Below are 25,880 nucleotides of genomic sequence, written 5' to 3'. Positions count from 1 at the left end.
AAGCTTGTCAATTTCAGCGGGTTCCAGCAGCCCGCTTCGCTCGTGTAGCATTCGCGCCTATGAAGTTTCCCCATCGATACACCAGCGGCTTTATCTTGATGTTGTCCAGCTGTGCGGCATTCGCCGATGCGCAGCTGGAAGTCCGGATCAAGCCGTCCAATGCCGCGCTCAAATCCAACATCGAAGGGTATGTGGGCAGCCTCGGCGAGCGCGACGAGCCGGCGCTCGAACGCTTCAGCGTGGGGGCCGTCGAGCAGGCGCAAAAGGCCGCTCAGGCCCTTGGGTATTATCAGGCGCAGATTGACAGCGAAGTCCGTCATGTCGACAACAACCTGCAATTGCTGCTGAAAGTCCAGGCCGGCGAGCCCGTCCACCTGCGCAATGTATCCATCCGCGTGACCGGGCAGGCGACCCAGCTCAAACGCTTCCGGGTGCCAAAGGGCGATGCCCTCAAAGCCGGCGCGGTGCTCAATCATGGCGTCTACGAGGACGCCAAGCATCTGATCGAAACCCAGGCCGCGCGCTACGGCTTCTTCAATGGCCGGTTCGTGACCCAGCGCCTTTCCGTTGACCCCCGCGCCGGGGTTGCCGACATCGAACTGGTCTACGACAGCGGGCCGCGTTTCTCCCTTGGCAAAGTGACCTTCAGCGGCGACGCGCCGTTCGACGAAGACCTGCTGCGGCGCATGGTGCCGTTCAAGCAAGACACGCCCTACGACTCCGAACTGATCGCCGAGCTTAACCAGGCCATGCAGTCGAGCGGCTATTTCGAAGGCGTGCGGGTCAATGCATCGCCCACCGACGCCCAGGCCCAGGTCATTCCGGTGGACGTGCAGTTGCAAACCCGCAAGCCGCGGACCATGGGACTGGGCGTGGGCTATTCGACCGACGTCGGCCCACGGGTGAAGGCCAATTGGACGCGCCACTGGGTCAATCCACAAGGCCACAGTTATGGCGCTGAAGCCGAAATCTCTGCCCCTCGGCAGAACGTCGGCCTGTTCTACGACATTCCGCTGGACCCGCCCCTGACCGACAAACTGCGTTTCGCCGGCGGCTATCAATATGAAGAGATTGCCGACACCGACAGCCTCAGCAAACTGCTGACCGTCGGGCCCGAATGGCACAGCAAGCTGCCCAGCGGCTGGGAGCGGGTGATCTCGCTGAAGTGGCAGCGCGAAGAATACCGACTGGGCAACGACTCAGGCCTGAGCACGTTGCTCATGCCCGGCGTCAGCTATTCATACCTGCGCAGCGATAACCGCATCGACCCGCACAATGGCTACCGGCTGCAGTTCGATACTCAGGTGGCCAAGGAAGGACTGGGCTCTGACGCCAACCTCTTGCACGGCACGGTCATGCTCAAAGGGCTGACCACCGTAGCGCAGAACCACCGCTTTCTTGGGCGGGTGCAAGTCGGCGGCAGTGCCACCAACGGCTACAAATCGATCCCGCCTTCGCTGCGTTTCTTTGCCGGTGGCGACCAGAGCGTGCGCGGTTATGACTACCAATCGCTGTCCCCGGAAAACTCCGACGGCGACAAGATCGGCGGCCGCTACATGATTGCCGGCAGCGCCGAGTACCAATACTCCATCGCCGAAAAATGGCGCGTGGCCGCGTTCGTCGATCAGGGCAACTCGTTCAATTCCCTGGACCTGCCGAGCCTGAAGACGGGCGTCGGCATTGGTGTGCGCTGGGTGTCTCCGGTCGGGCCGTTGCGCCTTGACCTCGCCCACGCGCTGGACGAAGACGGCGGTATTCGTCTGCACTTCTCGATGGGACCTGAACTGTGACGAATAGGGATTTGCTGAAACGCACCGCTGCGATAATGGCGATTACGCTGCTGTCGTTGGTCATCCTGGTGATGCTGACATTGACGCTCGTTCTCGGCACCCAAAGTGGCAGCCGTTGGGCCATCGGTCTTGTACCGGGTCTTTCGGTCGAAGGGTTTTCCGGTCGCCTGGGCGGCGCATGGCAGGCGGATCACCTGGTCTGGCAGCAAGGCCAGAGCAAGGTCGAAGTGGATGCACCGGTGTTTGACTGGACCCCGGCGTGCCTGGCGAGCATGACGCTGTGCATCGACACCCTGCAGACGGGCGACATCAGGCTGCAATTCCCGCCCTCCAGCGACGAGGCAAGCAGCGGCCCGATCACGCTGCCGAATCTCAAGCTGCCGCTGGCCTTGCAGCTGGGTCGCGTGCAGATCGGCAGCCTGCACCTGGACGGCACCGAGCAGGTTCGCGACGTGCAACTGGCGGCCCACTGGACCGCCGAAGGGTTGAAGATTGATTCGCTGCACGCCGGTCGTGATGACATCGTCCTCGACCTGTCTGGCCTGCTCAAACCCGAGGGTGACTGGCCGCTGACCGCCGAAGGGCAGTTGAAGCTACCCGACGTCAGTGGCCAGCCGTTGTCACTGGCGCTAAACATTCAAGGGGACTTGCTAGCGACATTGAATCTGAACGCGCAGAGCAAGGGCTACATCGACGCCAGCCTCGTCGGGCAGTTGCAACCTCTGGTGGAAAACCTGCCGGCCAACATCGCCATCACCAGCGCCGCGTTCAAACCCAGTGCCGATTTGCCGGACACGCTGCAGCTCAATCAGTTGGTTCTCAATGCGAAGGGCGACCTTGCCCAAGGCTACGCCATCACCGGCAGCGCGAGCCTGCCCGCTGAAAAAGGCCCGGTGGCGCTGGCATTACAAGGCCGGGTCGATGCCAAGGGCGCTGACATCGCGGCGCTGGACCTGACGGCGAATGACAATCAGCGTCTCAAGGCCAGCGGCAAGCTGGACTGGCAGCAGGGCCTGCGCGCCGACGCAAAAATCGACTGGCTCGACTTCCCCTGGCATCGCCTGTATCCGTTGATCGACGAGCCCCAGGTCAGTGTGCATACGTTCACCGGAGAGGTTTCCTACACCGACGGCAAGTACCTCGGCCATTTCGCCGGCGACTTCAAAGGCCCGGCCGGTCCATTCACCTTGCAGAGCCCCTTCAGCGGCGATCTGCAGGAGATCTTCCTGCCACAAATCGAGCTGGCAGCCGGGCAGGGCAAGGCCAGCGGTCACCTGAACCTGCAATTTGCCGATGGCATCGCCTGGGACACGGCTCTGGATCTCAGCGCCATCGATCCCGCTTACTGGGTCGCGGAATTGCCGGGCTCCCTGGCCGGTCCGCTGCGCAGCAAGGGCTCGGTGCGCAATGAACAACTGACGCTGAACGCCGATCTGGATCTTAAGGGGCGCCTGCGCGGCCAGCCTGCGGTGTTGCAAGCCAAGGCCGATGGCGCCGACGGCACATGGAATCTCAACGCCCTGAATATCCGGCTGGGCGACAACCGGATTCAGGGCACGGGCAGCCTTCAGCAGAAAATCGCCGCACAGCTGGACATCAACCTCCCGCGGCTGGGACAACTGTGGCCAGGCCTTCAAGGGCAGATGAAAGGGCGCCTCGATGTTGCCGGCACGGTCCAGGCGCCCCAGGGGCAACTGGCCTTGCAGGGCACTCAACTGGCCTTTCAGGCAAACACGCTGCAAAGCCTCACACTGGCGGCCAAGCTCGACAACGCTCAGCGCGCGACGGTTGATCTGAAGACCACCGGCATCCAGGCCGGCGATACCGCACTGGGCGCGCTGACCGTCAACGGCCAAGGCGACATCAAACGCCAGCAAGTCAAACTCGATCTTAAAGGGCCGCTGCTCAAGCTGGCCCTCGCGCTGGATGGCAATCTGGACAAAGGCAACTGGCGCGGGCGTCTCGCCAGCGGCGACATCCAGAGCGGCGGGCAGGACTGGAAGCTGCAACAGCCGGCCAAGCTGGAGCGCCTGGCTGATGGCAAGGTCAACTTCGGTGCCCATTGCTGGGTCTCGGGGCCTGCCAGCCTGTGCGGCGAAGACCAGCGTCTGCAGCCGGAGCCGCGGTTGCGCTATCACCTCAAGCGCTTCCCGCTGGACAGTCTGGCGCAATGGCTGCCCAAGGATTTCGCCTGGCAGGGCGCCCTGAATGCCGACATCCAGCTGGACGTTCCGGCCGCCGGGCCCAACGGTCAAGTGGTCATCGACGCCAGTGGCGGGACGCTGCGGGTCAAGGAGAAGAACCAGTGGCTGGACTTCCCCTATGAAACGCTGAAACTGACCAGCAGCCTGACCCCGAAAAAGGTCGATACCAGCCTGAATTTTCGTGGCGGGAAGCTCGGTGAATTGCTGGCCCGATTGAGCATCGACCCGATCGCCAGGAACAAACCCGTCACCGGTGACTTCACCCTAAGCGGCCTGGACGTGTCGGTCGCACGGCCCTTCGTGCCAATGGTGGAAAAGCTCAACGGTAAGCTCAACGGCAGCGGCCGGATTTCGGGCAGCCTGATGGCGCCGCAGATTAACGGCAATGTGACGCTGAATGACGGCGAAGTATCCGGCCCCGAGTTGCCGGTCAGTCTTGAAAAACTCAATGTGCAGGCATTGATTGCGGGCGAGCGCGTTGATCTGACCGGCAACTGGCGCAGCGGCCCGACAGGTCAGGGCAGCATTGGCGGGCATGTGGCCTGGGCCGATACGCTGGATGTCGACGTTGCCCTGAAGGGCACGCACCTGCCGATCACCGTTGAGCCTTACGCCAAGCTAGAGGCTGCGCCGGACCTGAAGATCACCCTGCAGGGCGACCGGCTCGCGGTGTCGGGCAAGGTCTTGATCCCGAAAGGCGAGATCACTGTCCGTCAGCTGCCGCCTTCAACCGTCAAAGTCTCCGATGACACGGTGATCGTCGGCCAGCAGACCAAACAGGGCAAAACCCCGCTGGCCATCGCCATGGACGTGAATGTTGAGGTGGGGCAGGAAACCCTGAGTTTCTCCGGCTTCGGCCTGACCGCCAATCTCGTCGGTCACGTGCACATCGGCGACAACATGGACACCCGCGGCGAGCTGAACCTCAACGATGGCCGCTACCGCGCTTACGGCCAGCGCCTGACCATTCGCAAGGCTCGCCTGTTGTTCGCCGGGCCGGTCGATCAGCCGTATCTGGACATCGAAGCCATTCGCCAGACCGACGACGTGATTGCCGGCATTCGCCTGAGCGGCAGCGCCGAGCAACCGACCACCACGGTGTTCTCCGAACCGGCCATGAGCCAGGAGCAAGCGCTGTCCTATCTGGTACTGGGCCGTCCGCTGAGCACCAACGGTGAAGACAGCAACATGGTCGCCCAGGCGGCGCTGGCATTGGGCCTGGCCGGCGGCTCGTCGACGGCGGGCAAGCTGGCGTCCGGGCTGGGGATTCAGGATTTCGATCTGGACACCTCGGGTAGCGGGGACAAGACAGCGGTGGTCGCCAGCGGCAAGATCACCGACAAGCTCAGCCTGCGTTATGGGGTGGGGGTGTTTGAACCGGCCAATACGCTGACCTTGCGCTATCTGTTGAGCAAGAAGGTGTATCTGGAGGTCGCGGGTGGCGTGGCGAGTTCGCTGGATATTTTCTACAAGCGGGATTTTTGATCAGACGAGGTCGACCGGCTTCCGGGAAGCCGGCTTGCTCGCGGCAGAGCGTTACCGCTAGCAAGCCGGTTCCAAGAAGTCACGCAACAGCCCCCATATGAGCGGCTGTCGAGCAACCTGCCTCAGCCGTTGACCAGCTTCATCGCCGCATCGGGGTAGCGGCCGCCCGCGACAGCGTTGACCGGGAACAAGTCTTTCAGCGCCTGCAACTCCGCCGCGTCGAGGGTCACATCCAGGGCGGCGACGTTCTCTTCCAGGTATTTGCGCTGCTTGGTGCCAGGAATCGGGATGACGTCATTGCCTTGGGCGAGTACCCAGGCCAGGGCCAACTGACCGGCGGTGATGCCTTTTTCCGCCGCCAATTGCTCGACCTTCTGCACCAGCAGCAGGTTTTTGGCAAAGTTCTCGCCCTGAAACCTCGGGCTGCTGCGGCGGTAGTCATCGGCGGCGAAGTCGTCCGGGCTTTTCAGGGCGCCCGTCAGAAAGCCTCGTCCCAAGGGGCTGTAAGGAACAAACGCAATGCCCAGACGGCGGCAGGTGTCGAGCACGCCGTTTTCTTCCGGATCGCGACTCCACAGGGAGTATTCGGTCTGCAACGCGGCAATGGGATGAACCTTGTAAGCGCGTTCGAGGGTGCTGGCCGACGCTTCGCTCAGGCCGAGAAAGCGCACCTTGCCGGCCTTGACCAGCTCGGCCATGGCGCCCACCGACTCTTCGATCGCCACGCCCGGATCGATGCGGTGCTGGTAATACAGATCCAGCGTGTCGATCTTCAACCGCTGCAGCGTGCCATCGATCGCGGCGCGGATGTATTCAGGACTGCCATTGACGCCACGCGCACCGGCATCGCCCGGCGTACGCACGATGCCGAACTTGCTGGCGATGAACGCCTGGTCACGCTTGCCGGCCAGCGCCTTGCCCAGCAGTTCTTCGTTGGTGTGGGGCCCGTACATATCAGCGGTGTCGAGCAGGGTGACGCCCAGCTCCAGCGCGCGGTGAAGGGTGGCGATGGCCTCATCGGGATTGCCGCCGGTGGTGTAGAAATCAGTCATGCCCATGCAGCCCAGGCCAAGTGCCGAGACTTGCGGTCCATTTTTGCCAAGTTGACGCGTTTGCATGATGGATGCCTTGTCGATCGAGAGGACCACCATTCTTGCGCCTCGACAGCGTCGGGATAAACCGGCTAAAAGTGCTTTCACTATTGGTAATTTCTAAACAATCCCTCGGCGGACCCGTGACGAACCATGGATAAATTCAATGCGATGCGCGCCTTCACGCGCATCGTCGAACTGGGCGGTTTTGCCAGGGCCGCCGACAGCCTGCACATGCCGCGCGCGTCGGTGACGATCTTGATCAAACACCTGGAGGCGCAACTCGGTGTGCAATTGTTGATGCGCACTACGCGGCAGGTGACGCCGACGGCGGACGGTCAAGCCTATTACCACCGTTGCGTCAACGTGCTGAACGCACTGGAAGCGGCCGAATCGGTGTTCTCTTCGGCGGCCAGGGAGCCGGAAGGGTTGCTGCGCATCGACATGCCGTCCGGCATCGGCCGGCTGATTATCATGCCGCTGTTGCCGGAGTTCACCGAACGTTACCCTCGGCTGGAAATGGAAGTAGGCATGAACGATCGGCCGGTGGACTTGATCCGGGAGGGCTACGACTGCGTGATCCGTGGCGGGCAGCCCCTCGATCATTCGCTGGTGGCGCGACCGCTCGCTCAGATGCGCCAGGTGGTGTGCGCCAGTCCGGGTTATCTGCAACGCAGGGGCACGCCGCAGTGTCTGGCCGATCTGCAGCACCACCGGATCATCGAATACTTTTCCTCGACCACGAATAAGCGCTACGGAATCGAGTTCGTCATCGATGGCCGGACCCAGGCCCCGGACCTGCCCAAGGCCCTGGCGACCAACAGCGCCGATGGCTACCTCGCCGCGTGCAGTGCAGGTTACGGTCTGGTGCAGACGCCGTACTACCACGTTGCCGATTTGTTGCGTCGTGGCGAGCTGATCGAAGTGCTGGGCGACGTCGAGCAACCGCTATTGCCCCTGACTGCGCTGTACCCGGCACACCGGCAGACGTCACGGCGGGTGAGGGTGTTCGTCGACTGGGTGGTGGACGTGTGCTCGCGTCCGGGACTGATGGACAAACCGGTAATGCACCGCGTTTCCCGAGAATAAAATCATTTCCGGCGGTAGGTTGCTGCGCTTTTTCATGGTTAACTTCCGCCTTTGCATGCCACTCAAACAAGGACTCAGCTCATGCCACAAGTGACTCGTAGAGGCTCCCCGGTACAGATCAGCGGCGAACTCCCAACCGTCGGCAGCAAGGCGCCAGCCTTCACGCTGGTGGCGGGCGATCTGTCCGACGCTACCCTTGAAACCTTCGCCGGCAAGCGCAAGGTGCTGAACATCTTCCCGAGCGTCGACACGCCAACCTGCGCCACCTCCGTGCGCAAATTCAACGCCCAGGCCAACGAGCTGAACAACGCCGTTGTGCTGTGCATCTCCGCCGACCTGCCGTTCGCCCAGGCGCGCTTCTGCGGCGCCGAAGGCCTGGAAAACGTGAAGAACTTGTCGACCATGCGCGGCGCGCAGTTCATGCAGGACTACGGCGTCGCCATCTCCGACGGTCCCATGAAGGGCCTGACCACGCGCGCCGTGGTTGTGCTGGACGAAAACGACACGGTCCTGCACAGCGAACTGGTACCGGAGATCGGCCAGGAGCCGAACTACGAAGCGGCTTTGGCCGTATTGAAGTAAGCTCGCAAAGGGCGTATTGCCATCATCGAACGGCAACACCCTGCAACACTAAGGCGGCCTGACTTCTTCAGGCCGTTTTTTATTGGTACGTCAGCACCTTATCCAAAGTAAGCACGAGGTAAATTGCCGGTAAAGGCCCTTTGCTTGGCCGGTATCTATGCTTATTGTTCAGCCTCCCGAAGACGCTCACGCGCACACTGGTTGATTTATTCATGCAATCGTCTGGCCCCCGTAATTCCCGTCGCTGGCTGATAAGCCTGCTGGTTTTGTTGATCGTCGCCGGCCTGTGCTGGCGCTTCTGGCCGGGTTCTGCGTCGCAACCGAACGCCACCGCGCAGAATGGCGATCAGGCCCAGACCAGCGCCAGCCGCAGCGGCGGCAACGGCAAGGCGGTGGCCAAGCGTCCCGGGTTCGGTGGCTCGACCGTTCCGGTGCCGGTGCGGGTGGCAGCCGCGACCACCGGCGACTTTCCCATCTACTACAAAGCCCTCGGCACCGTGACGGCGCTGAACACGATCAACGTGCGCAGCCGTGTGGCGGGCGAATTGATGAAGATCAATTTCCAGGAAGGCCAACAGGTCAAGGCCGGTGATCTGCTGGCGGTGATCGACCCGCGCAGCTATCAGATTGCCCTGCAACAGGCCGAAGGCACGCTGATGCAGAACCAGGCGCTGCTCAAGAATGCTCAACTCGACGTACAGCGTTATCGGGGCCTGTACAAAGAAGACAGCATCGCCAAGCAAACCCTGGACACGGCCGAATCCCTTGTGGGCCAGTATCAGGGCACGATCAAGACCAATCAGGCGGCCGTGGGTGACGCCAAGCTCAACCTGGAGTTCTCGCAGATCCGTGCACCGATATCGGGCCGCATTGGTCTGCGCCAGCTGGACGTCGGCAACCTGGTGGCCGCCAATGACACCAACCCGTTGGTCGTCATCACCCAGACCAAGCCGATCACCGTCAACTTCACGCTCCCGGAAAAAGACCTTGCCGAGGTGCTCAGCCGCTATCGCAGTGGCGGCAAGCTGCCGGTGGAGGCGTGGGATCGCGGAGACCTGAAGCTGCAGGCCACCGGCGTGCTTGCCAGCATCGACAACCAGATCGACATCACCACCGGCACGCTGAAATTCAAGGCGCGTTTCGATAACGACGACGAAGCGCTGTTTCCCAATCAGTTCGTCAACGCACGCCTGCTTGCCAACACCCTGAAAAACGTGGTGCTGGTGCCGTCGGCCTCGGTGCAGTTTGGCGTCAACGGTACCTTCGTGTACGTGATGGACGGCGACAAGACCGTGCGCATTCGCGCGCTCAAGACCGGGCCCAGCGACGAGAACGCCACGGTGATTACCGAAGGTCTGGTGGCCGGTGACCGTGTGGTGCTCGAAGGCACCGACCGCCTGAAAGACGGCAGCGCCGTGGACGTGGTTAACGACAGCAAGGATGTTCCGGCCACGCCTGGGCAGCAGTTGCAGGGCAAACCAGCCAAGGAGCCCGGTGAGTCGGCAGATGCCGAGACGGCGAAGAAAGGCAACGTATGAACCTGTCGCGCCTGTTCATCCTCAGGCCGGTCGCCACGACGCTGAGCATGCTGGCCATCGTGCTGGCCGGTCTGATCGCGTACACACTGCTGCCGGTGTCGGCGCTGCCGCAGGTGGATTACCCGACCATCCGGGTGATGACGCTGTACCCGGGCGCGAGTCCGCAAGTGATGACCAGTGCCGTAACCGCGCCCCTTGAACGCCAGTTCGGCCAGATGCCGGGCCTGACCCAGATGGCCTCGACCAGCTCCGGCGGCGCCTCGGTCATCACCCTGCGTTTCAGCCTCGACATCAACATGGACGTCGCCGAGCAGGAAGTGCAGGCGGCGATCAACGGCGCGACCAACCTGCTGCCGAACGACTTGCCGGCACCCCCGACGTACAACAAGGTCAACCCGGCCGACACGCCGGTGCTGACGCTGGCGATTACCTCGAAAACCATGCTGCTGCCCAAACTCAACGATCTGGTCGATACGCGCATGGCGCAGAAGATCGCGCAGATCAGCGGAGTGGGCATGGTCACCATCGCCGGCGGCCAGCGCCAGGCGGTGCGGATCAAGGTCAACGCCGAGGCACTGGCGGCCAACGGCCTCAATCTGGCGGACGTGCGCACGCTGGTCAGTGCTTCCAACGTCAACACGCCCAAAGGTAATTTCGACGGCCCGACGCGGGTGTCGATGCTCGACGCCAATGACCAGCTCAAGTCCCCCGAGGAGTACGCCAATCTGATTCTGGCGTACAACAATGGCGGCCCGTTGCGGCTCAAGGACGTCGCCGAGATCGTCGACGGTGCCGAAAACGATCGCCTTGCCGCCTGGGCCAACGAAAACCAGGCCGTGCTGCTGAACATCCAGCGTCAGCCGGGCGCCAACGTCATTGACGTGGTCGATCGGATCAAGGCGCTGCTGCCCAGCATCACCGAGAACCTGCCCGCCGGGCTGGATGTCACCGTGCTGACCGACCGCACGCAGACCATCCGCGCCTCGGTCAGCGATGTGCAACACGAGCTGATGATCTCCATCGTGCTGGTGGTGCTGGTGACCTTTCTGTTCCTGCGGCGCTTCAGCGCGACGATCATTCCCTCGGTGGCCGTGCCGCTGTCGCTGATCGGCACCTTCGGCGTGATGTACCTGGCCGGCTTCTCGGTCAACAACCTGACATTGATGGCGATGACCATTGCCACCGGCTTCGTGGTCGATGACGCCATCGTCATGCTGGAGAACATTTCCCGGCACCTGGAGGAGGGCGAGACGCCGTTGCAGGCGGCGCTCAAGGGCGCGCGGCAGATTGGTTTCACGCTGATCTCGCTGACCATCTCGCTGATTGCCGTGCTGATTCCTCTGTTGTTCATGGCCGATGTGGTCGGGCGCCTGTTCCGAGAGTTCGCCATAACCCTCGCGGTGGCGATCCTGATTTCCCTCGTCGTGTCCCTGACGCTGACGCCGATGATGTGCGCGCGCTTGCTCAAGCGTGAGCCGAAGGAAGAAGAGCAGGGCCGTTTTTACCGGGCCAGCGGCGCGTGGATCGACTGGCTGGTGGCCGCCTACGGGCGCAAGTTGCAGTGGGTGCTCAAGCATCAGCCGCTGACCCTGCTGGTCGCCGTCGCTACCCTTGGGATCACCGTGTTGCTGTATCTGGCCGTGCCCAAGGGCTTTTTTCCGGTACAGGACACCGGCGTGATCCAGGGCATTTCCGAAGCGCCGCAATCGGTGTCGTTCGCTTCCATGAGCCAGCGTCAGCAGGCCCTGGCTAAAATCATCCTCAAGGACCCTGCGGTCGCCAGTCTGTCGTCCTACATCGGCGTCGACGGCGACAACGCGACCCTCAACAGCGGCCGCATGCTGATCAATCTCAAGTCCCACGGCGAGCGGGATGTCACCGCGTCTGAAGTGATCCAGCGTCTGCAGCCTGAAGTCGATCAGTTGTCGGACATTCGCCTGTTCATGCAGCCGGTGCAGGACCTGACCATCGAAGACCGCGTCAGTCGCACCCAGTACCAGTTCAGCATGTCCTCGCCGGACGCCGACCTGCTCAACCTGTGGAGCGGCAAACTGGTGGAGGCGCTGGTTCAGCGTCCGGAACTTACCGATGTCGCCAGCGACCTGCAGGACAAGGGTTTGCAGGTGTTCCTCAATATCGACCGCGATGCCGCCAGCCGGCTGGGCGTGACCGTCGCCAACATCACCGACGCGCTGTATGACGCTTTCGGGCAGCGGCAGATTTCCACCATCTACACCCAGGCCAGCCAGTACCGCGTGGTATTGCAGGCGGACTCGCGCAGTGAACTGGGTCCCGAGGCGCTGGAGCAGATTCACGTCAAGACCACCGACGGCGGGCAGGTCAAGCTGTCCAGTCTGGCCCGGGTCGAACAGCGTCAGGCGCAGTTGGCGATTGCCCACATTGGCCAGTTTCCGGCGGTGATGATGTCGTTCAACCTGGCGCCCGGTGTCGCGTTGGGCAAGGCTGTAGAGGTCATCGAGCAGGTGCAGAAAGACATCGGCATGCCGATCGGCGTGCAGACGGAATTCCAGGGCGCGGCCGAAGCCTTCCAGGCCTCGCTGTCCAGCACATTGCTGTTGGTGCTGGCGGCGGTGATCACCATGTACATCGTGCTGGGCGTGCTCTATGAGAGTTACATCCACCCGATCACCATTCTGTCGACCCTGCCGTCGGCGGCCATCGGTGCGCTGCTGGCGCTGATCATCAGCGGCAATGATCTGGGCATGATCGCCATCATCGGCATCATCCTGCTGATCGGCATCGTCAAGAAGAACGCGATCATGATGATCGACTTCGCCCTCGACGCCGAACGCAACCGCGGCATCGATCCGCAGACCGCCATCTACGAGGCGGCACTGCTGCGTTTCCGGCCCATCCTCATGACTACGCTGGCGGCACTGTTCGGCGCGATCCCGCTGATGTTCGCCTCAGGCTCAGGCGCCGAGCTGCGCCAGCCCCTGGGTCTGGTGATGGTCGGTGGGCTGCTGGTCAGCCAGGTCCTGACGCTGTTCACCACGCCGGTCATCTATTTGTACTTTGATCGGTTGGGGCGTCGTTTCCGTCGTACGGACAAGACCGAGGTGGTGGCATGACCGGCAGCGACACGCTTCAAGCCGCAAGCTACAAGAGGGGAGTTCGCCGCTGTTTCGCCTGCAGCTTGAAGCTTGCCGCTTGGAGCTCCCGCCCATGAATCTGTCCGGGCCCTTCATCAAACGCCCCGTGGCGACCATGCTCCTGAGTCTGGCGATCATGCTACTGGGCGGGATGAGCTTCGGTCTGTTGCCGGTGTCGCCGCTGCCGAACATGGATTTTCCGGTGATCGTGGTCAGCGCCTCGTTGCCTGGCGCCAGCCCGGAAATCATGGCATCGAGCGTGGCGACGCCGCTGGAGCGCTCCCTCGGGGTGATCGCCGGGGTCAACACCATGAGCAGCCGTTCGAGTCAGGGCTCGACGCGGATCATTCTGCAGTTCGACATGGACCGCGACATCAACGGTGCTGCGCGGGAAGTGCAGGCGGCCATCAACGCCGCGCGCAACCTGCTGCCCAGCGGGATGCGCAGCATGCCGACCTACAAGAAGGTCAACCCGTCCCAGGCGCCGATCATGGTGCTGTCGCTGACCTCCGACGTGCTGGAGAAGGGCGAACTCTACGACATGGCGTCGACGATTCTGTCCCAGAGCCTGTCCCAGGTGAACGGCGTCGGCGAGGTGCAGATCGGCGGCAGTTCGCTGCCTGCCGTGCGCGTCGAGCTGGAGCCCAAACTGCTGTCGCAGTACGGCGTGTCGCTGGATGAAGTGCGCACCACCATTTCCAATGCCAACGTGCGCCGGCCGAAAGGCTCGGTGGAGAACAGCGAGCACAACTGGCAGGTGCAGGCCAACGACCAGTTGGAAAAGGCCAAGGATTACGAATCGCTGATCATCCACTACGCCAACGGCGCGGCGTTGCGGCTCAAGGATGTGGCCAAGGTCAAGGATTCGGTGGAGGACCGCTACAACAGCGGCTTCTTCAATGACAAGGCCGCGGTGCTGCTGGTGATCAACCGTCAGGCGGGCGCCAACATCATCGAAACCGTGGCGGCGATCAAGGCGCAGTTGCCGGCGTTGCAGGCGGTGCTGCCGGCCAGCGTCAAACTCGACCTGGCCATGGACCGCTCGCCGGTGATCAAGGCCACCCTGCACGAAGCCGAGATGACCCTGCTGATTGCCGTGGTGCTGGTGATTCTGGTGGTGTTCCTGTTTCTGGGGAATTTCCGCGCCTCGCTGATTCCGACCCTGGCGGTGCCGGTGTCGCTGGTGGGCACCTTCGCGATCATGTACCTGTACGGCTTCTCCCTGAACAACCTGTCCCTGATGGCGTTGATTCTCGCCACCGGGCTGGTGGTCGACGATGCCATCGTGGTGCTGGAGAACATTTCCCGGCACATCGACCAAGGCGTGCCGCCCATGGAAGCGGCGTACCTGGGTGCCAGGGAAGTCGGCTTCACCCTGCTGTCGATGAACGTGTCGCTGGTGGCGGTGTTCGTCTCGATCCTGTTCATGGGCGGCCTGGTGGAGAGCCTGTTCCGCGAGTTTTCCATCACCTTGTCGGTGTCCATCGTCGTTTCGCTGGTGGTGTCGCTGACCCTGACGCCGATGCTTTGCGCGCGCTGGCTCAAGCCCCACGTGCCAGGCACGGAAAACCGCCTGCAGCGCTGGAGCCAGCGGGTCAATGATCGCATGGTCGCCGGTTACGACCGCAGCCTGCGCTGGGTGCTTCGCCATCGGCGCCTGACCCTGCTGACGCTGCTGTTGACCATCGTCGGCAACGTCGCGCTGTACGTTGTGGTGCCTAAAACCTTCCTGCCGCAGCAGGACACCGGCCAGTTGATGGGTTTTGTCCGGGGCGATGACGGCCTGTCGTTCTCGGTGATGCAGCCGAAGATGGACACGTTCCGCTCGGCGATCCTCAAGGACCCGGCGGTGGAGAGCGTCGCGGGGTTCATCGGCGGCAACGGCGGCACCGGCAACGCGTTCATCATCGTGCGCCTGAAGCCGATCAAGGAGCGCAACATCGGCGCCATGGAAGTGGTCGAGCGCCTGCGCAAGGAAATGCCCCTGGTGCCGGGCGGACGACTGTTCCTGCAACCCGATCAGGACCTGCAACTGGGCGGCGGCCGCGAGCAGACCACCTCGCAATATCAGTACATCCTGCAAAGCGGCGACCTGGAAACCCTGCGCCTGTGGTATCCGAAGATCGTCGCGGCACTGAAGTCGCTCAAGGAATTAACCGCCATCGATGCCAACGACGGCGGCGGCACCCAACAGGTGACCCTGATCGTCGACCGTGATGCGGCCAAGCGCCTGGGCATCGACATGAACATGGTCACCACCGTGCTGAACAACGCCTACAGCCAGCGCCAGGTGTCGACCATCTATGACCCGCTGAACCAGTATCAGGTGGTCATGGAGGTCAACCCGAAATACGCCCTCGATCCGACCACGCTGGAGCAGGTCCAGGTGATCACGGCCGATGGCGCGCGGGTGCCGCTGTCGACCATCGCCCGTTACGAGCGCAGCCTGGAAGACGACCGGGTCAGCCACGACGGCCAGTTCGCCTCGGAAAACATCTCCTTCGACCTGGCCGATGGCGTCACCCTCGACCAGGCCAACGCGGCCATCGAACGCGCCGTCGCGGCGGTGGGCCTGCCCGAGGACGTGATCGCCAAGATGGCCGGGACCTCCGACGCCTTCGCCGCCACCCAGAAGAGCCAGCCGTGGATGATTCTCGGTGCGCTGGTGGCGGTGTACCTGGTGCTGGGCATTCTCTACGAAAGCTACATTCACCCGCTGACCATCCTCTCGACGCTGCCGTCGGCGGGGGTCGGCGCGCTGTTGAGCATCTACCTCACGGGCGGGCAGTTCAGCCTGATCTCGTTGCTGGGGCTGTTCCTGCTGATCGGCGTGGTGAAGAAGAACGCGATTCTGATGATCGACCTCGCCTTGCAGCTCGAGCGTCAGGGCGGCATGACCCCGGTGGAATCCATTCGCAACGCCTGCCTGCAACGGCTGCGGCCGATTCTGATGACCACGCTGGCGGCGATCCTCGGCGCCGTGCCGTTGCTGCTCAGCAGCGCCGAAGGTGCCGAAATGCGTCGGCCGCTGGGCCTGACCATCATCGGCGGCCTGATCCTCAGTCAGATCCTCACGCTGTACACCACGCCCGTGGTTTACCTTTATCTCGACCGTCTGCGCCATCGTTTCAACAAGTGGCGCGGTGTGCAGACGGATGCTGCCCTGGACACTCCGCTATGAACGACTCGATGAAAGCGCCTGGCCCACAGCGGACGTTGCCGTTTCACAAAAGCTTTGGCGTCGCCTTATGCGCGCTGCTGCTCAGTGCCTGCGCCGTCGGCCCGGATTACAAGACGCCGGACATGCCGACCCCGGCGCACTTCAAGCAGGCCGAAGGCTGGACCCAGGCCAACCCGAGTGACGCGATGGCCCGCGGCGCGTGGTGGGAAATTTATGGCGATGCCCAGCTCAACTCGCTGGTGGAGAAACTCAACACGTCCAACCAGACCGTGGCGCAGTACGAGGCGCAGTACCGCCAGGCCGCCGCGTTGGTGCGCAGTGCGCGGGGCGCGTTCTTCCCGACACTGGACCTGACCACCAGCAAAAACCGTTCGAGCCAGGGCACCGGCAGCAGCAGTTCGAGCCTGAGCAGTTCCAGCAGCGGCATTCGTGATACCTACAACGCGCAATTGGGCGTCAGTTGGGAAGCCGACGTGTGGGGCAAGTTGCGCCGCGGGCTGGAGGCCGACAAGGCCAGCGCCCAGGCCAGCCTCGCCGATCTCGCGTCGATGCGCCTGAGCCTGCAATCGCAGCTGGTACAGAACTACCTGCAACTGCGGGTGATCGACGAGCAGAAGCGCCTGCTCGAAGCGACCGTCGATGCCTATCAGCGCTCGCTGACCATGACCCAGAACCAGTACCGCGCCGGGATTTCCGGTCGCGATGCCACCGCCCAGGCGCAGACCCAACTCAAGAGCACCCAGGCTGACCTGATCGATCTGCAGTGGCAGCGCGCCCAGTTCGAAAACGCGATTGCCGTGCTGATGGGCCAGGCGCCGGCGGATTTCAGCCTCGCGGCGACCACGTCGATTCCGGCGGTGCCGCAGATCCCGGCCCAACTGCCGTCGCAATTGCTCGAACGCCGCCCGGACATCGCCGCCGCCGAGCGATCGGTGATGACCGCCAACGCCAATATCGGCGTGGCCAAGGCCGCCTATTACCCGGACCTGACCCTGAGCATGAGCGGCGGTTACAGCAGCAGCACCGTCAGCAACTGGATTTCGCTGCCCAATCGCTTCTGGTCGGTCGGCCCGCAACTGGCGATGACCCTGTTCGACGGCGGCCAGCGCGCTGCCGAAGTGGACCGCACCGAAGCGGTCTACGACCAGACCGTTGCGCAGTACCGCCAGACCGTGCTCGACGGTTTCAAGGAAGTGGAGGACTACATGGCCCAGTTGCGCGTGTATGAGCAAGAGGCCGGGGTGCGCGACGAAGCGCTGCAATCGGCCCGTGATTCCCTGCGCCTCACCAACAACCAGTACAAAGCCGGCTTGATCGGCTACCTGGACGTGGTCAACGTGCAGACCACGGCATTGAGCAACGAACGCAGTGTGCTGAACGTGCTGGAAAGCCGATTGGTCGCCAGCGCCCAGTTGATTGCGGCATTGGGCGGCGGTTGGGACGCCGCGACCGGACTGACAGCGGGCACCGAAGTCTCCGACCGATAGCGCCCTAACTAGCGATGTGCCATCTTTGCGACGGAGTGACGGGACTTTCACGGGAATTTCGGTACAATCGCCGCCGAATTGATCAGGGCTGAAAGGCCGTAATCCGTTGAGCTTAGAGCCAGCCCATGTTGATCGGCCATTACACCTATTCGCTGGTTTTGATTTCGTTCCTGGTCGCGATACTCGCGTCCTATACAACCCTTGATCTGGCCGGGCGCATTGCCTCGGCCAGCGGGCGGGCGCGTGGCCTGTGGATGGGCGGTGGCGCGTTGTCCATGGGCGTGGGCATCTGGTCCATGCACTTCATCGGCATGCTGGCGTTCAACCTGCCGATCCAGCTGGCGTACGACATCCCGCTGACGGCGCTCTCGCTGGTCATCGCGATCTTTTCCTCAGGCTTCGCCCTGTGGTTGGTCAGTCACGAGCGCGTGCCGCTGCTGCACCTGCTGTTGGGTGCCGTGGTCATGGGGCTCGGCACCAGCGCCATGCACTACACCGGCATGGCGGCAATGCGCATGCAGCCGGGCATCGATTACGACCCCGCGCTGTTCGGCCTCTCGCTGTTGATCGCCGTCAGTGCTTCGGCCGTAGCGCTGGCCATTGCGGTGCGGTTGCGCCGCCAGACGCCTTACGTTCGGCTGGCCCGCGCGGGTGCGGCGGTGATCATGGGGTTCGCCATTCTCGGCATGCATTTCACCGGCATGAGCGCGGCAAACTTCGCTGATGGCAGCTTTTGCGGCGCCACGCTCAACGGCCTGCACACCAACGGCCTGGACAAACTGGTGCTGGTCACCAGTCTCGCCGTGCTCGGCATCACGCTGCTGACCTCCGTGCTCGACGCTCGCCTGGAGTCGCGTACCGCTCAGTTGTCGCTGTCGCTGAAGGAGGCCAATCGCGAGCTGACCCAACTGGCCCTGCACGACAACCTCACAGGGCTGCCAAACCGCATTCTGCTGGCGGATCGCATCGATCAGGCCATGCGCAAGGCCGATGCCCAGGGCAGCGCGTTCGCCCTGATGTTTCTGGATCTGGACGGTTTCAAACCGGTGAACGACGCGTTCGGTCACCACGTCGGTGACCAGCTCCTGCGTGCAGTGGCCGTGCGTATGCGCGAGAACTTCCATCGCCATGACACCCTGGCGCGCATCGGCGGTGACGAGTTCGTCCTGCTGGTCGAGCTGGAGGACGCCGAAGAGGCGGTCAGCGTCGCCTCTCGCCAGGTGTCGCTGGTGAGCCAGCCGTTCAGCGTGCAGGAACATGATCTGCAGGTGACGGTGAGCATTGGCATCAGCCTGTACCCCGGCAACGGCCGCACCCAGCAGGAATTGCTGATGAACGCCGACGCCGCGATGTACCACGCCAAGAACGCCGGCAAGAACGGCTACAGCTTTTTCGATGCCTCGATGAACACCAACGCGCGCAATCAGCTGCAGCTGTTGCAGGACCTGCGCCTTGCGCTGCGCGAAGGGCAGTTCTGTCTGCATTACCAGCCGAAGTTCTCTGCGGGCACCCACCTGCCGGTCGGCGCCGAAGCGCTGGTGCGCTGGAATCACCCGCAGCACGGGCTGCTGATGCCGGACAAATTCATTGCCCTGGCGGAAAAAACCGGCCTGATCATCCCCATCGGTGAGTGGGTGTTGCACGAGGCCTGCCGGCAGATGAAGCGCTGGTACGACAGCGGCTTTACCGATTGGCGCATCGCGGTGAACCTGTCGGCGTTGCAGTTCAGCCATGTCGGGCTGGTCGATACGGTTGCGGACGCGCTGGCGACCCACGGTCTGCCGGCCAACTGCCTGACCCTGGAGATCACCGAAACCACTGCCATGAGCGACGCCGATGCGAGCATGACCGTGCTGCGGAAGCTCTCGGACATGCACGTCGACCTGTCCATCGACGACTTCGGCACCGGCTACTCCAGCCTCATGTACCTCAAACGGCTGCCCGCCAACGAATTGAAAATCGACCGCGGTTTCGTCCGCGACCTTGAGCACGACAGCGATGACGCGGCCATTGTCTCGGCCATCGTGGCGCTGGGCCAGGCGTTGAACCTGCGCATTGTCGCCGAAGGTGTCGAGACCGCCAGCCAGCAGAGTTTCCTGACCCGGCTGGGCTGCGACTCGTTGCAGGGTTACCTGCTGGGTTATCCGCTGCCGGCCGAACGGTTCATGGCAGACATCGAGGCCGCGCGGCATCAAGTCAGTGCAGTTGCCGATTGAGTGTTAATGCCCATCCCACCTCCACGCATTGATCGACTGGGAACATTTATGGATAAAAATCTCCTCATCACGGGCGGCTCCCGGGGTATCGGGGCCGCCACGGCGGTTCTGGCCGCAGCGCAGGGTTATCGCGTGTGCATCAACTACCTGTCCGATCACGCCTCGGCGGAGCGGCTGTGCGGGAAGATTCGCGAATCGGGCGGGCAGGCCATCGCGGTGCAGGCTGATGTCAGCAACGAAGACGAGATCATCCGTCTGTTTGCCCGGGTCGATGCCGAGATGGGGCGGATCACCGCGCTGGTGAACAACGCCGGTACGGTGGGCGAGGCATCGCGGCTGGACACGATGTCCGAGTTTCGTCTGCTGAAGATCATGATGAGCAACGTCGTCGGGCCGATGCTGTGCAGCAAGCACGCGCTGCTGCGGATGTTGCCCCGCCACGGTGGGCGCGGCGGCAGCATCGTCAATGTGTCGTCGGTCGCCGCACGGCTCGGATCCCCCGGCGAGTACGTCGACTATGCGGCGTCCAAGGGCGCACTGGACACCTTCACTGTCGGGCTGGCCAAGGAAGTGGCGGGCGAGGGCGTTCGGGTCAACGCCGTGCGCCCTGGCTACATCTTCACCGAATTCCACGCCCTGAGCGGCGACCCCCAGCGCGTCAGCAAGCTGGAACCGACCATTCCCATGGGCCGTGGCGGACTGGCCGAGGAAGTGGCGGAAGCGATTCTGTGGCTGTTGTCGGACAAGGCGTCGTATTCGACGGGGTCGTTCATTGATCTGGGCGGCGGCCGCTGACAGCCCGGTCTCGCTGACCCGTGCATTTTCCGGATCGAGAAACGATCTGTAGGAGCGTGGCTTGTCCCGCGATCTGGCGCGCAGCGGCAGCGAACCCATTGAACGCGGCCTATCAGGAGGATCTGTTGCGCTCCGCGGGCAACGGCTGCTGCGCAGCCGATCGCGGGACAAGCCACGCTCCTACGGCCTTCGGCCAGAATCAGAAGCCATCAGCGCTGCCTGCCCGAATCAAAAACCATCACCGCGGCGCCATCACGTTTCTGCCCTGACCCCGTTTCGATACTGCCAGGCATGTTTTAGCCAGCCATCATCGACCGAATGATCTTACCCAGCGTCTCCATTGCCCGTTCCGACGTTTCTCCCCATGGGCTGCCGTAGTTCAGGCGGATGAAGGGCTTGAAACGTCGCGTCGGCGAGAACATTGGCCCGGGCGCGATGCTGATGCCCTGGGCGAGGGCAGCCTGAAACACTTTCAGCGAGTCGATCTGGTCCGGCAGTTCAACCCAGAGAAAGTACCCGCCGGTAGGCTGGCTGACGCGGGTCTGCGCGGGGAAATACCGGGCGATGGCGCCGAGCATGGCGCGCTGCTGATCTTCCAGGCTATGGCGCAGCTTGCGCAGGTGCCGGTCATAACCGCCGTGTTGCAGGTAATCGGCGATGGCGGCCTGGGCCGGCATGGAGGCGCACAGCGAAGTCATGATTTTCAGCCGCTCGACCTTCTGCGCATATCGCCCGGCAGCGACCCAGCCCACCCGATAACCCGGCGCGAGGCTCTTGGCGAACGAGCCGCAATGCAGGACCAGGCCTTCGGTGTCGAACGCCTTCGCCGGTTTCGGCGCGTGCTGCCCGTAGTACAGCTCGGCGTATACGTCATCCTCGATCAGCGGCACCTCGTGCTTGCGCAGCAACTCCACCAGTTCCCGTTTGCGCGCCTCAGGCACCGTTGCGCCGGTGGGGTTCTGGAAACTGGTCATGCTCCAGCAGGCCTTGATCGGGTATCGCTCAAGCGCCTGTTCAAGCACCGCCAGGTCAATGCCGTGTTGCGGGTGGACCGGGATTTCCACCGCCTTGAGCTTCAGCCGTTCAAGCACCTGCAGGCAGGCGTAAAACGCCGGCGCCTCGATGGCCACCAGATCGCCGGGCTCGGTCACCGCTTGCAGGCACAGATTCAAGGCTTCAAGGGCGCCGTTGGTGATCAGCAGTTCGTCCATGGGCAACATCTGCCCGGCGACCATGTAGCGCAGCGCGATTTGCCGGCGCAGGGCCGGATTGCCCGGCGACAGGTCGCTGACCACCATGCGCGGGTCCATGTCGCGGGTGGCGCTGGCGAGGGAGCGGGCCAGGCGCTGCAAGGGGAACAGCCCGGCGCTGGGGAAGGCTGAGCCGAATGACACGATGTTGGGGTCCTTGATCGATTCCAGCACCGAGAACACGAGGTCGCTGACGTCCACTTCGGTGGATTCGCTCAGTTGGGGGGCGGGACCCGCATCCCGCGCTGTCGCGTCGTCACTCAGGCCTTGCAGGCGGATGCTGTCGTTGACGAAGTAGCCGGAACGCGGCCGCGCCCGGATCAGGCCTCGACGTTCCAGCAGGTAGTACGCCTGGAATACTGTGGAGGGACTGATGCCGTGGGTCTGGCTGGCGTAGCGCACCGACGGCACACGCTGCCCCGCCGCCAGCACCCCGGTGCGAATCAGTTCGGCAATGTCATCGGCAAACTTTTCATAACGCTTCATGGTGGACTCGCGGTGAGTGGCTCCCGGGGTACAGCAGCCATGGGGTGCCGGCCGGCGGGAAGGGCGGAGGGTCCGGCTGCAGGGTCGGAATATGCCCGCTGCCTGCGGATTAGTACAGATGCAGATGGGCAGCCAACTACCGGATCAGCCGCTGATTCTCGATGCGGGCCTCCCGCACTCTCGGCCCCCGGTGCGGTCCATACCGCACTGACGCACATTGAGGGGAATGCACTGATGAATGCCTGGTGGGAAGAAGTCGTGGACACACTGCAGGCCGAGTTCTCTGATATCACCGATGCCGGGCAGATCACCCGCGTGACCATACGCCTGGTCATCGCGGCGCTTCTGGGCGGCATTCTGGGGTTCGAGCGGGAACACAAGGGCAAGGCCGCCGGGGTTCGAACGCACATGCTGGTGTGCATGGGCGCTGCACTGTTTGTGCTGGTACCGCGCATGGCCGGTGCCGACGACGCTGCACTGAGTCGAGTGGTGCAGGGCATTGTGGCGGGGATCGGCTTTCTCGGCGCCGGGACCATTCTCAAGGGTGACGCGCTCAATGCCACTCAGGTGAAGGGGCTGACCACGGCGGCGGGTTTGTGGATGACCGCGGCCATTGGCATCGCGGCCGGGATGGGCAGGGAGATGACGGCGGTGCTGAGTACGGTGCTGGCGCTGGGCATCTTCAGCCTGATGCCGATGATCGTCAGCCGCGTCGAATCGGCGGAAGAACGTGCACATGACCCGGCCCGCAAGACGGGTGGCGATGCGCAGGAGCCGTAAACCGGCGGTCATTCTGGGGTATTGAGGGTGCCGCTGCTGACGCCTTCCCGGCTGAAGCCGGTCCCACCAAACACCGTTGCGTCATTGGGACGGGTCCCGCTGTCGCTGAACGCACGCGATTAAAGGGTAGGACCGGCTTTAGCCGGGAAGCGGCCACTTGGCGCACCCTCAAAATCGCGCCTAGCCATCTCAAAGCTTCCCGGCTAAAGCCGGTCCCACCGATAACTGCGTTACTCAGGAAACGTGTCATCCAGAATCGCCGGGGGTTCACCGCTCGGCGGATCACCCACCGGCGGTTCGATCACCGGGGGCATGAGCGGGGAAGGTGGCTCCTCGGGCTTGGGCACCGGCAATTCAGGATCGTCTATATTCGGGTCGGGCGTTTCTGCGGGAACGGGAATGCTCATGGTCTTCGCTTCCTTGGGTTCGTCGAGAGGGGCGTGTCAGGTGACGCGGCATCACACCCGCCATCACGCAAACATGTCGACCGCAGCGCCGTGACAATGATTCACTCAATCCGCCTGGACAGAGCGTTACGCCGCGGCACCTGGCCTGCCATTATCCGCGCGGCGACTTGACCAAACGTCATGCAAGCTGTTTGAACTTTTGCCTGAGGCTGGCGTTCGGAACCTATGCTGCCACGTCCGGATGCGTTGATCCCGTGGCTCTCTCTTATGTTATGGACAAAGACGCTGAAGCAATGGGCGCCCCGCAGCGGGCGTCCCTGGGCGTGAGGAGTGATGCTCGATGAATGATACTGCTGATCAGCCGTACGGCCCGGATTCCCTGGCCAACGATGTTCTCCACTCTATCCACCCTATCCCCCTGACCCAAGCCTTGCAGCTGCCGCGGATCGTGATCGAGGACACCCAGCCGGTGATCGATAACGGTCAGCTGGCCGCCAAGGCCGTTGTCGGTCAGCCGGTCACGGTCACCAGCAAAATCTACGCAGACGGCCACGACAAGATGACGGTGCGCATTGTCTACCGCTCCGTTGATGAAGACCAATGGCAATCCGTGCCCATGCGCGAGCTGGGCAACGACAGCTGGGTCGGCGAATTCACCCCGCCGACCTTTACCCGCTACATCTACCGCCTTGAAGCCTGGATCGATCAGTTCGGCAGCTACCGCTACGAGCTGGAAAAGAAATACGCCGCCGGCGTGACCATTGATCTGGAGCTGGAAGAAGGGCGCCTGCACCTGGTGCATGCCGCCGAGCGCAGCACCTTGGAATTGCGCGGCCAGCTCGACAGCCTGATCAAGCGCTTAGGCGAGGCGACTGATAACGAAGCCAAGGTCGCACTGCTATTGAGTAGCGACGCGGCCAGCGTCATGGCCAGGGCCGACAACCACGCATTCCTCAGCCGCAGCCTGGAATTCCCGCTGGACGTCGAACGTGAACTCGCCCAGTTCGCCAGCTGGTACGAGCTGTTCCCACGCTCGATCACCGACGACAAAAAGCGCCACGGCACGTTCAAGGATGTTCACACGCGCCTGCCGATGATCCGCGACATGGGCTTCGACGTGCTGTACTTCCCGCCGATCCACCCGATCGGCCGCGCCCACCGCAAAGGCCCGAACAACTCCCTCACCGCTGGCCCGGATGACGTGGGCAGCCCGTACGCCATCGGCAGCGCAGAAGGCGGGCATGACGCGATTCACCCGCAACTGGGCACCCGCGAGGACTTCCGTGAACTGGTGGCCGCTGCAGCCGAGCACGGCCTGGAAATCGCCCTGGATTTCGCCATTCAGTGCTCCCAGGATCACCTGTGGCTCAAGGAGCACCCGGGCTGGTTCTCGTGGCGTCCGGACGGCACCATCCGTTATGCGGAAAACCCGCCGAAGAAATACCAGGACATCGTCAACGTCGATTTTTATGCGCCGGATGCGGTTCCAGGCCTGTGGATCGAGCTGCGCGACGTGATCCTCGGCTGGGTGAAGGAGGGCGTGAAGATCTTCCGCGTCGACAACCCGCACACCAAACCGCTGCCGTTCTGGCAGTGGATGATTGCGGATGTGCGCAGCCAGCACCCGGAAGTCATGTTCCTGGCCGAGGCCTTCACCAAGCCGGCGATGATGGCGCGTCTGGGCAAGGTCGGTTATTCCCAGAGCTACACCTACTTCACCTGGCGCAACACCAAGGCCGAGCTGAGCGAGTATTTCACCCAGCTCAACGAGTCGCCGTGGCGTGAATGCTACCGGCCGAACTTCTTCGTCAACACGCCGGACATCAACCCGCCGTTCCTGCATGACTCAGGTCGTCCGGGCTTCCTGATCCGGGCCGCGCTGGCGACCATGGGTTCGGGCTTGTGGGGCATGTACTCGGGCTTCGAGCTGTGTGAAGCGGCGCCGGTACCGGGCAAAGAGGAATACCTGGACTCGGAGAAGTACGAGATCCGTCCTCGCGACTTCACGGCGCCCGGCAACATCATCGCCGAGATCGCTCAGCTCAACCGCATCCGTCGTCAGAACCCGGCGCTGCAGACCCACCTGGGCCTGAAGATCTACACCGCGTACAACGACAACATCCTGTACTTCGGCAAGCGTACGGCAGATGGCAGCAACTTCATCCTGGTCGCCGTGAACCTCGATCCGCGCAACGTGCAGGAAGCGACGTTCGAACTGCCGCTGTGGGAAATGGGCCTGCCGGACGACGCCGCCACCCTGGGCGAAGACTTGATGACCGGTCATTCCTGGACCTGGTACGGCAAGTACCAGTTCATGCGTCTGGACCCGGCCTATCAGCCGTTCGGCATCTGGCGCATCAAAGCCACAAACCAATAATTCAAAGGA

The 25,880-nt window shown here is 63.0% G+C and carries 15 protein-coding genes; 12 read left to right on the top strand and 3 right to left on the bottom strand.

Annotated elements, in window-relative coordinates:
• Positions 1-59: 59 nt before the first annotated feature.
• Positions 60-1,790, top strand: a complete 1,731-nt coding sequence (locus ACQKEN_RS06280; RefSeq protein ID WP_427684464.1) for an autotransporter assembly complex protein TamA — start codon at positions 60-62, stop codon at positions 1,788-1,790.
• 35 nt (positions 1,791-1,825) lie between these two features.
• Positions 1,826-5,479, top strand: a complete 3,654-nt coding sequence (locus ACQKEN_RS06275) for a translocation/assembly module TamB domain-containing protein (protein ID WP_427684594.1) — start codon at positions 1,826-1,828, stop codon at positions 5,477-5,479.
• Positions 5,480-5,601: 122 nt separating this feature from the next.
• Here ACQKEN_RS06275 and ACQKEN_RS06270 read toward each other — a convergent pair whose 3' ends face one another.
• On the bottom strand, positions 5,602-6,597 hold the full coding sequence (locus ACQKEN_RS06270; RefSeq protein WP_427684462.1) for an aldo/keto reductase: 996 nt from the start codon (positions 6,595-6,597) through the stop codon (positions 5,602-5,604).
• A gap of 126 nt (positions 6,598-6,723) precedes the next feature.
• Here ACQKEN_RS06270 and ACQKEN_RS06265 point away from each other — a divergent pair, with 126 nt between their 5' ends.
• The 8 genes from ACQKEN_RS06265 to ACQKEN_RS06230 all read left to right on the top strand — a co-directional run bounded on the left by ACQKEN_RS06265 (position 6,724) and on the right by ACQKEN_RS06230 (position 20,571).
• Positions 6,724-7,659: a LysR family transcriptional regulator gene (locus ACQKEN_RS06265; RefSeq protein WP_427684461.1), complete on the top strand. Its 936-nt coding sequence runs from the start codon at positions 6,724-6,726 to the stop codon at positions 7,657-7,659.
• Between the two features lie 81 nt (positions 7,660-7,740).
• Complete coding sequence (gene tpx / locus ACQKEN_RS06260) at positions 7,741-8,241, top strand: thiol peroxidase (RefSeq protein ID WP_427684459.1); 501 nt, start codon at positions 7,741-7,743, stop codon at positions 8,239-8,241.
• Between the two features lie 197 nt (positions 8,242-8,438).
• Entirely contained in the window at positions 8,439-9,779 is a 1,341-nt protein-coding gene (locus ACQKEN_RS06255; RefSeq protein ID WP_427684592.1) for an MdtA/MuxA family multidrug efflux RND transporter periplasmic adaptor subunit, read from the top strand.
• On the top strand, positions 9,776-12,871 hold the full coding sequence (locus ACQKEN_RS06250; protein WP_427684457.1) for an MdtB/MuxB family multidrug efflux RND transporter permease subunit: 3,096 nt from the start codon (positions 9,776-9,778) through the stop codon (positions 12,869-12,871). The genes ACQKEN_RS06255 and ACQKEN_RS06250 overlap by 4 nt, the downstream gene beginning before the upstream one ends.
• A gap of 94 nt (positions 12,872-12,965) precedes the next feature.
• Positions 12,966-16,073 carry an efflux RND transporter permease subunit gene (locus ACQKEN_RS06245; protein ID WP_427684455.1) on the top strand — a complete coding sequence of 1,036 codons (3,108 nt, stop codon included), beginning with the start codon at positions 12,966-12,968 and terminating at the stop codon, positions 16,071-16,073.
• Between the two features lie 8 nt (positions 16,074-16,081).
• Positions 16,082-17,560: an efflux transporter outer membrane subunit gene (locus ACQKEN_RS06240; RefSeq protein WP_427684590.1), complete on the top strand. Its 1,479-nt coding sequence runs from the start codon at positions 16,082-16,084 to the stop codon at positions 17,558-17,560.
• Between the two features lie 125 nt (positions 17,561-17,685).
• Positions 17,686-19,776 carry a putative bifunctional diguanylate cyclase/phosphodiesterase gene (locus tag ACQKEN_RS06235; RefSeq protein WP_427684453.1) on the top strand — a complete coding sequence of 697 codons (2,091 nt, stop codon included), beginning with the start codon at positions 17,686-17,688 and terminating at the stop codon, positions 19,774-19,776.
• A 48-nt stretch (positions 19,777-19,824) separates the two neighbouring features.
• A complete protein-coding gene (locus ACQKEN_RS06230) occupies positions 19,825-20,571 on the top strand; it encodes an SDR family oxidoreductase (protein WP_427684451.1) in 747 nt (248 codons plus the stop codon).
• A gap of 296 nt (positions 20,572-20,867) precedes the next feature.
• On the opposite strand, the gene mapR is transcribed toward ACQKEN_RS06230, so the two are convergent.
• On the bottom strand, positions 20,868-22,307 hold the full coding sequence (gene mapR / locus ACQKEN_RS06225; RefSeq protein ID WP_427684449.1) for a GntR family transcriptional regulator MpaR: 1,440 nt from the start codon (positions 22,305-22,307) through the stop codon (positions 20,868-20,870).
• 234 nt (positions 22,308-22,541) lie between these two features.
• Between mapR and ACQKEN_RS06220 the strand changes: the two genes are divergently transcribed.
• Positions 22,542-23,087: an MgtC/SapB family protein gene (locus ACQKEN_RS06220; RefSeq protein ID WP_427684447.1), complete on the top strand. Its 546-nt coding sequence runs from the start codon at positions 22,542-22,544 to the stop codon at positions 23,085-23,087.
• Positions 23,088-23,317: 230 nt separating this feature from the next.
• On the opposite strand, the gene ACQKEN_RS06215 is transcribed toward ACQKEN_RS06220, so the two are convergent.
• The gene (locus ACQKEN_RS06215; RefSeq protein ID WP_163022162.1) at positions 23,318-23,494 is read right to left on the bottom strand and encodes a hypothetical protein; all 177 of its coding nucleotides are present in this window, start codon (positions 23,492-23,494) and stop codon (positions 23,318-23,320) included.
• Positions 23,495-23,834: 340 nt separating this feature from the next.
• On the opposite strand from ACQKEN_RS06215, the gene ACQKEN_RS06210 reads away from it, so the two are divergent.
• Positions 23,835-25,871, top strand: coding sequence for an alpha-1,4-glucan--maltose-1-phosphate maltosyltransferase (locus ACQKEN_RS06210; RefSeq protein ID WP_427684445.1), 2,037 nt, complete (start codon positions 23,835-23,837; stop codon positions 25,869-25,871).
• Positions 25,872-25,880: the final 9 nt, after the last annotated feature.

The sequence above is a fragment of the Pseudomonas sp. NPDC078416 genome (assembly GCF_050268485.1).
In the GTDB taxonomy this organism is placed as follows: domain Bacteria; phylum Pseudomonadota; class Gammaproteobacteria; order Pseudomonadales; family Pseudomonadaceae; genus Aquipseudomonas.
The sequence above is the reverse complement of the archived record's forward strand: the minus strand, read 5'-3'. Positions and strand labels throughout refer to the sequence as shown.

Bases quoted from the DNA above. Each gene is read 5' to 3' on its own strand.
- ACQKEN_RS06280 (WP_427684464.1), top strand. From the start codon at position 60: ATGAAGTTTCCCCATCGATACACCAGCGGCTTTATCTTGATGTTGTCC.
- ACQKEN_RS06275 (WP_427684594.1), top strand. From the start codon at position 1,826: ATGGCGATTACGCTGCTGTCGTTGGTCATCCTGGTGATGCTGACATTG.
- ACQKEN_RS06270 (WP_427684462.1), bottom strand. From the start codon at position 6,597: ATGCAAACGCGTCAACTTGGCAAAAATGGACCGCAAGTCTCGGCACTT.
- ACQKEN_RS06265 (WP_427684461.1), top strand. From the start codon at position 6,724: ATGGATAAATTCAATGCGATGCGCGCCTTCACGCGCATCGTCGAACTG.
- tpx (WP_427684459.1), top strand. From the start codon at position 7,741: ATGCCACAAGTGACTCGTAGAGGCTCCCCGGTACAGATCAGCGGCGAA.
- ACQKEN_RS06250 (WP_427684457.1), top strand. From the start codon at position 9,776: ATGAACCTGTCGCGCCTGTTCATCCTCAGGCCGGTCGCCACGACGCTG.
- ACQKEN_RS06245 (WP_427684455.1), top strand. From the start codon at position 12,966: ATGAATCTGTCCGGGCCCTTCATCAAACGCCCCGTGGCGACCATGCTC.
- ACQKEN_RS06240 (WP_427684590.1), top strand. From the start codon at position 16,082: ATGAAAGCGCCTGGCCCACAGCGGACGTTGCCGTTTCACAAAAGCTTT.
- ACQKEN_RS06235 (WP_427684453.1), top strand. From the start codon at position 17,686: ATGTTGATCGGCCATTACACCTATTCGCTGGTTTTGATTTCGTTCCTG.
- ACQKEN_RS06230 (WP_427684451.1), top strand. From the start codon at position 19,825: ATGGATAAAAATCTCCTCATCACGGGCGGCTCCCGGGGTATCGGGGCC.
- mapR (WP_427684449.1), bottom strand. From the start codon at position 22,307: ATGAAGCGTTATGAAAAGTTTGCCGATGACATTGCCGAACTGATTCGC.
- ACQKEN_RS06220 (WP_427684447.1), top strand. From the start codon at position 22,542: ATGAATGCCTGGTGGGAAGAAGTCGTGGACACACTGCAGGCCGAGTTC.
- ACQKEN_RS06215 (WP_163022162.1), bottom strand. From the start codon at position 23,494: ATGAGCATTCCCGTTCCCGCAGAAACGCCCGACCCGAATATAGACGAT.
- ACQKEN_RS06210 (WP_427684445.1), top strand. From the start codon at position 23,835: ATGAATGATACTGCTGATCAGCCGTACGGCCCGGATTCCCTGGCCAAC.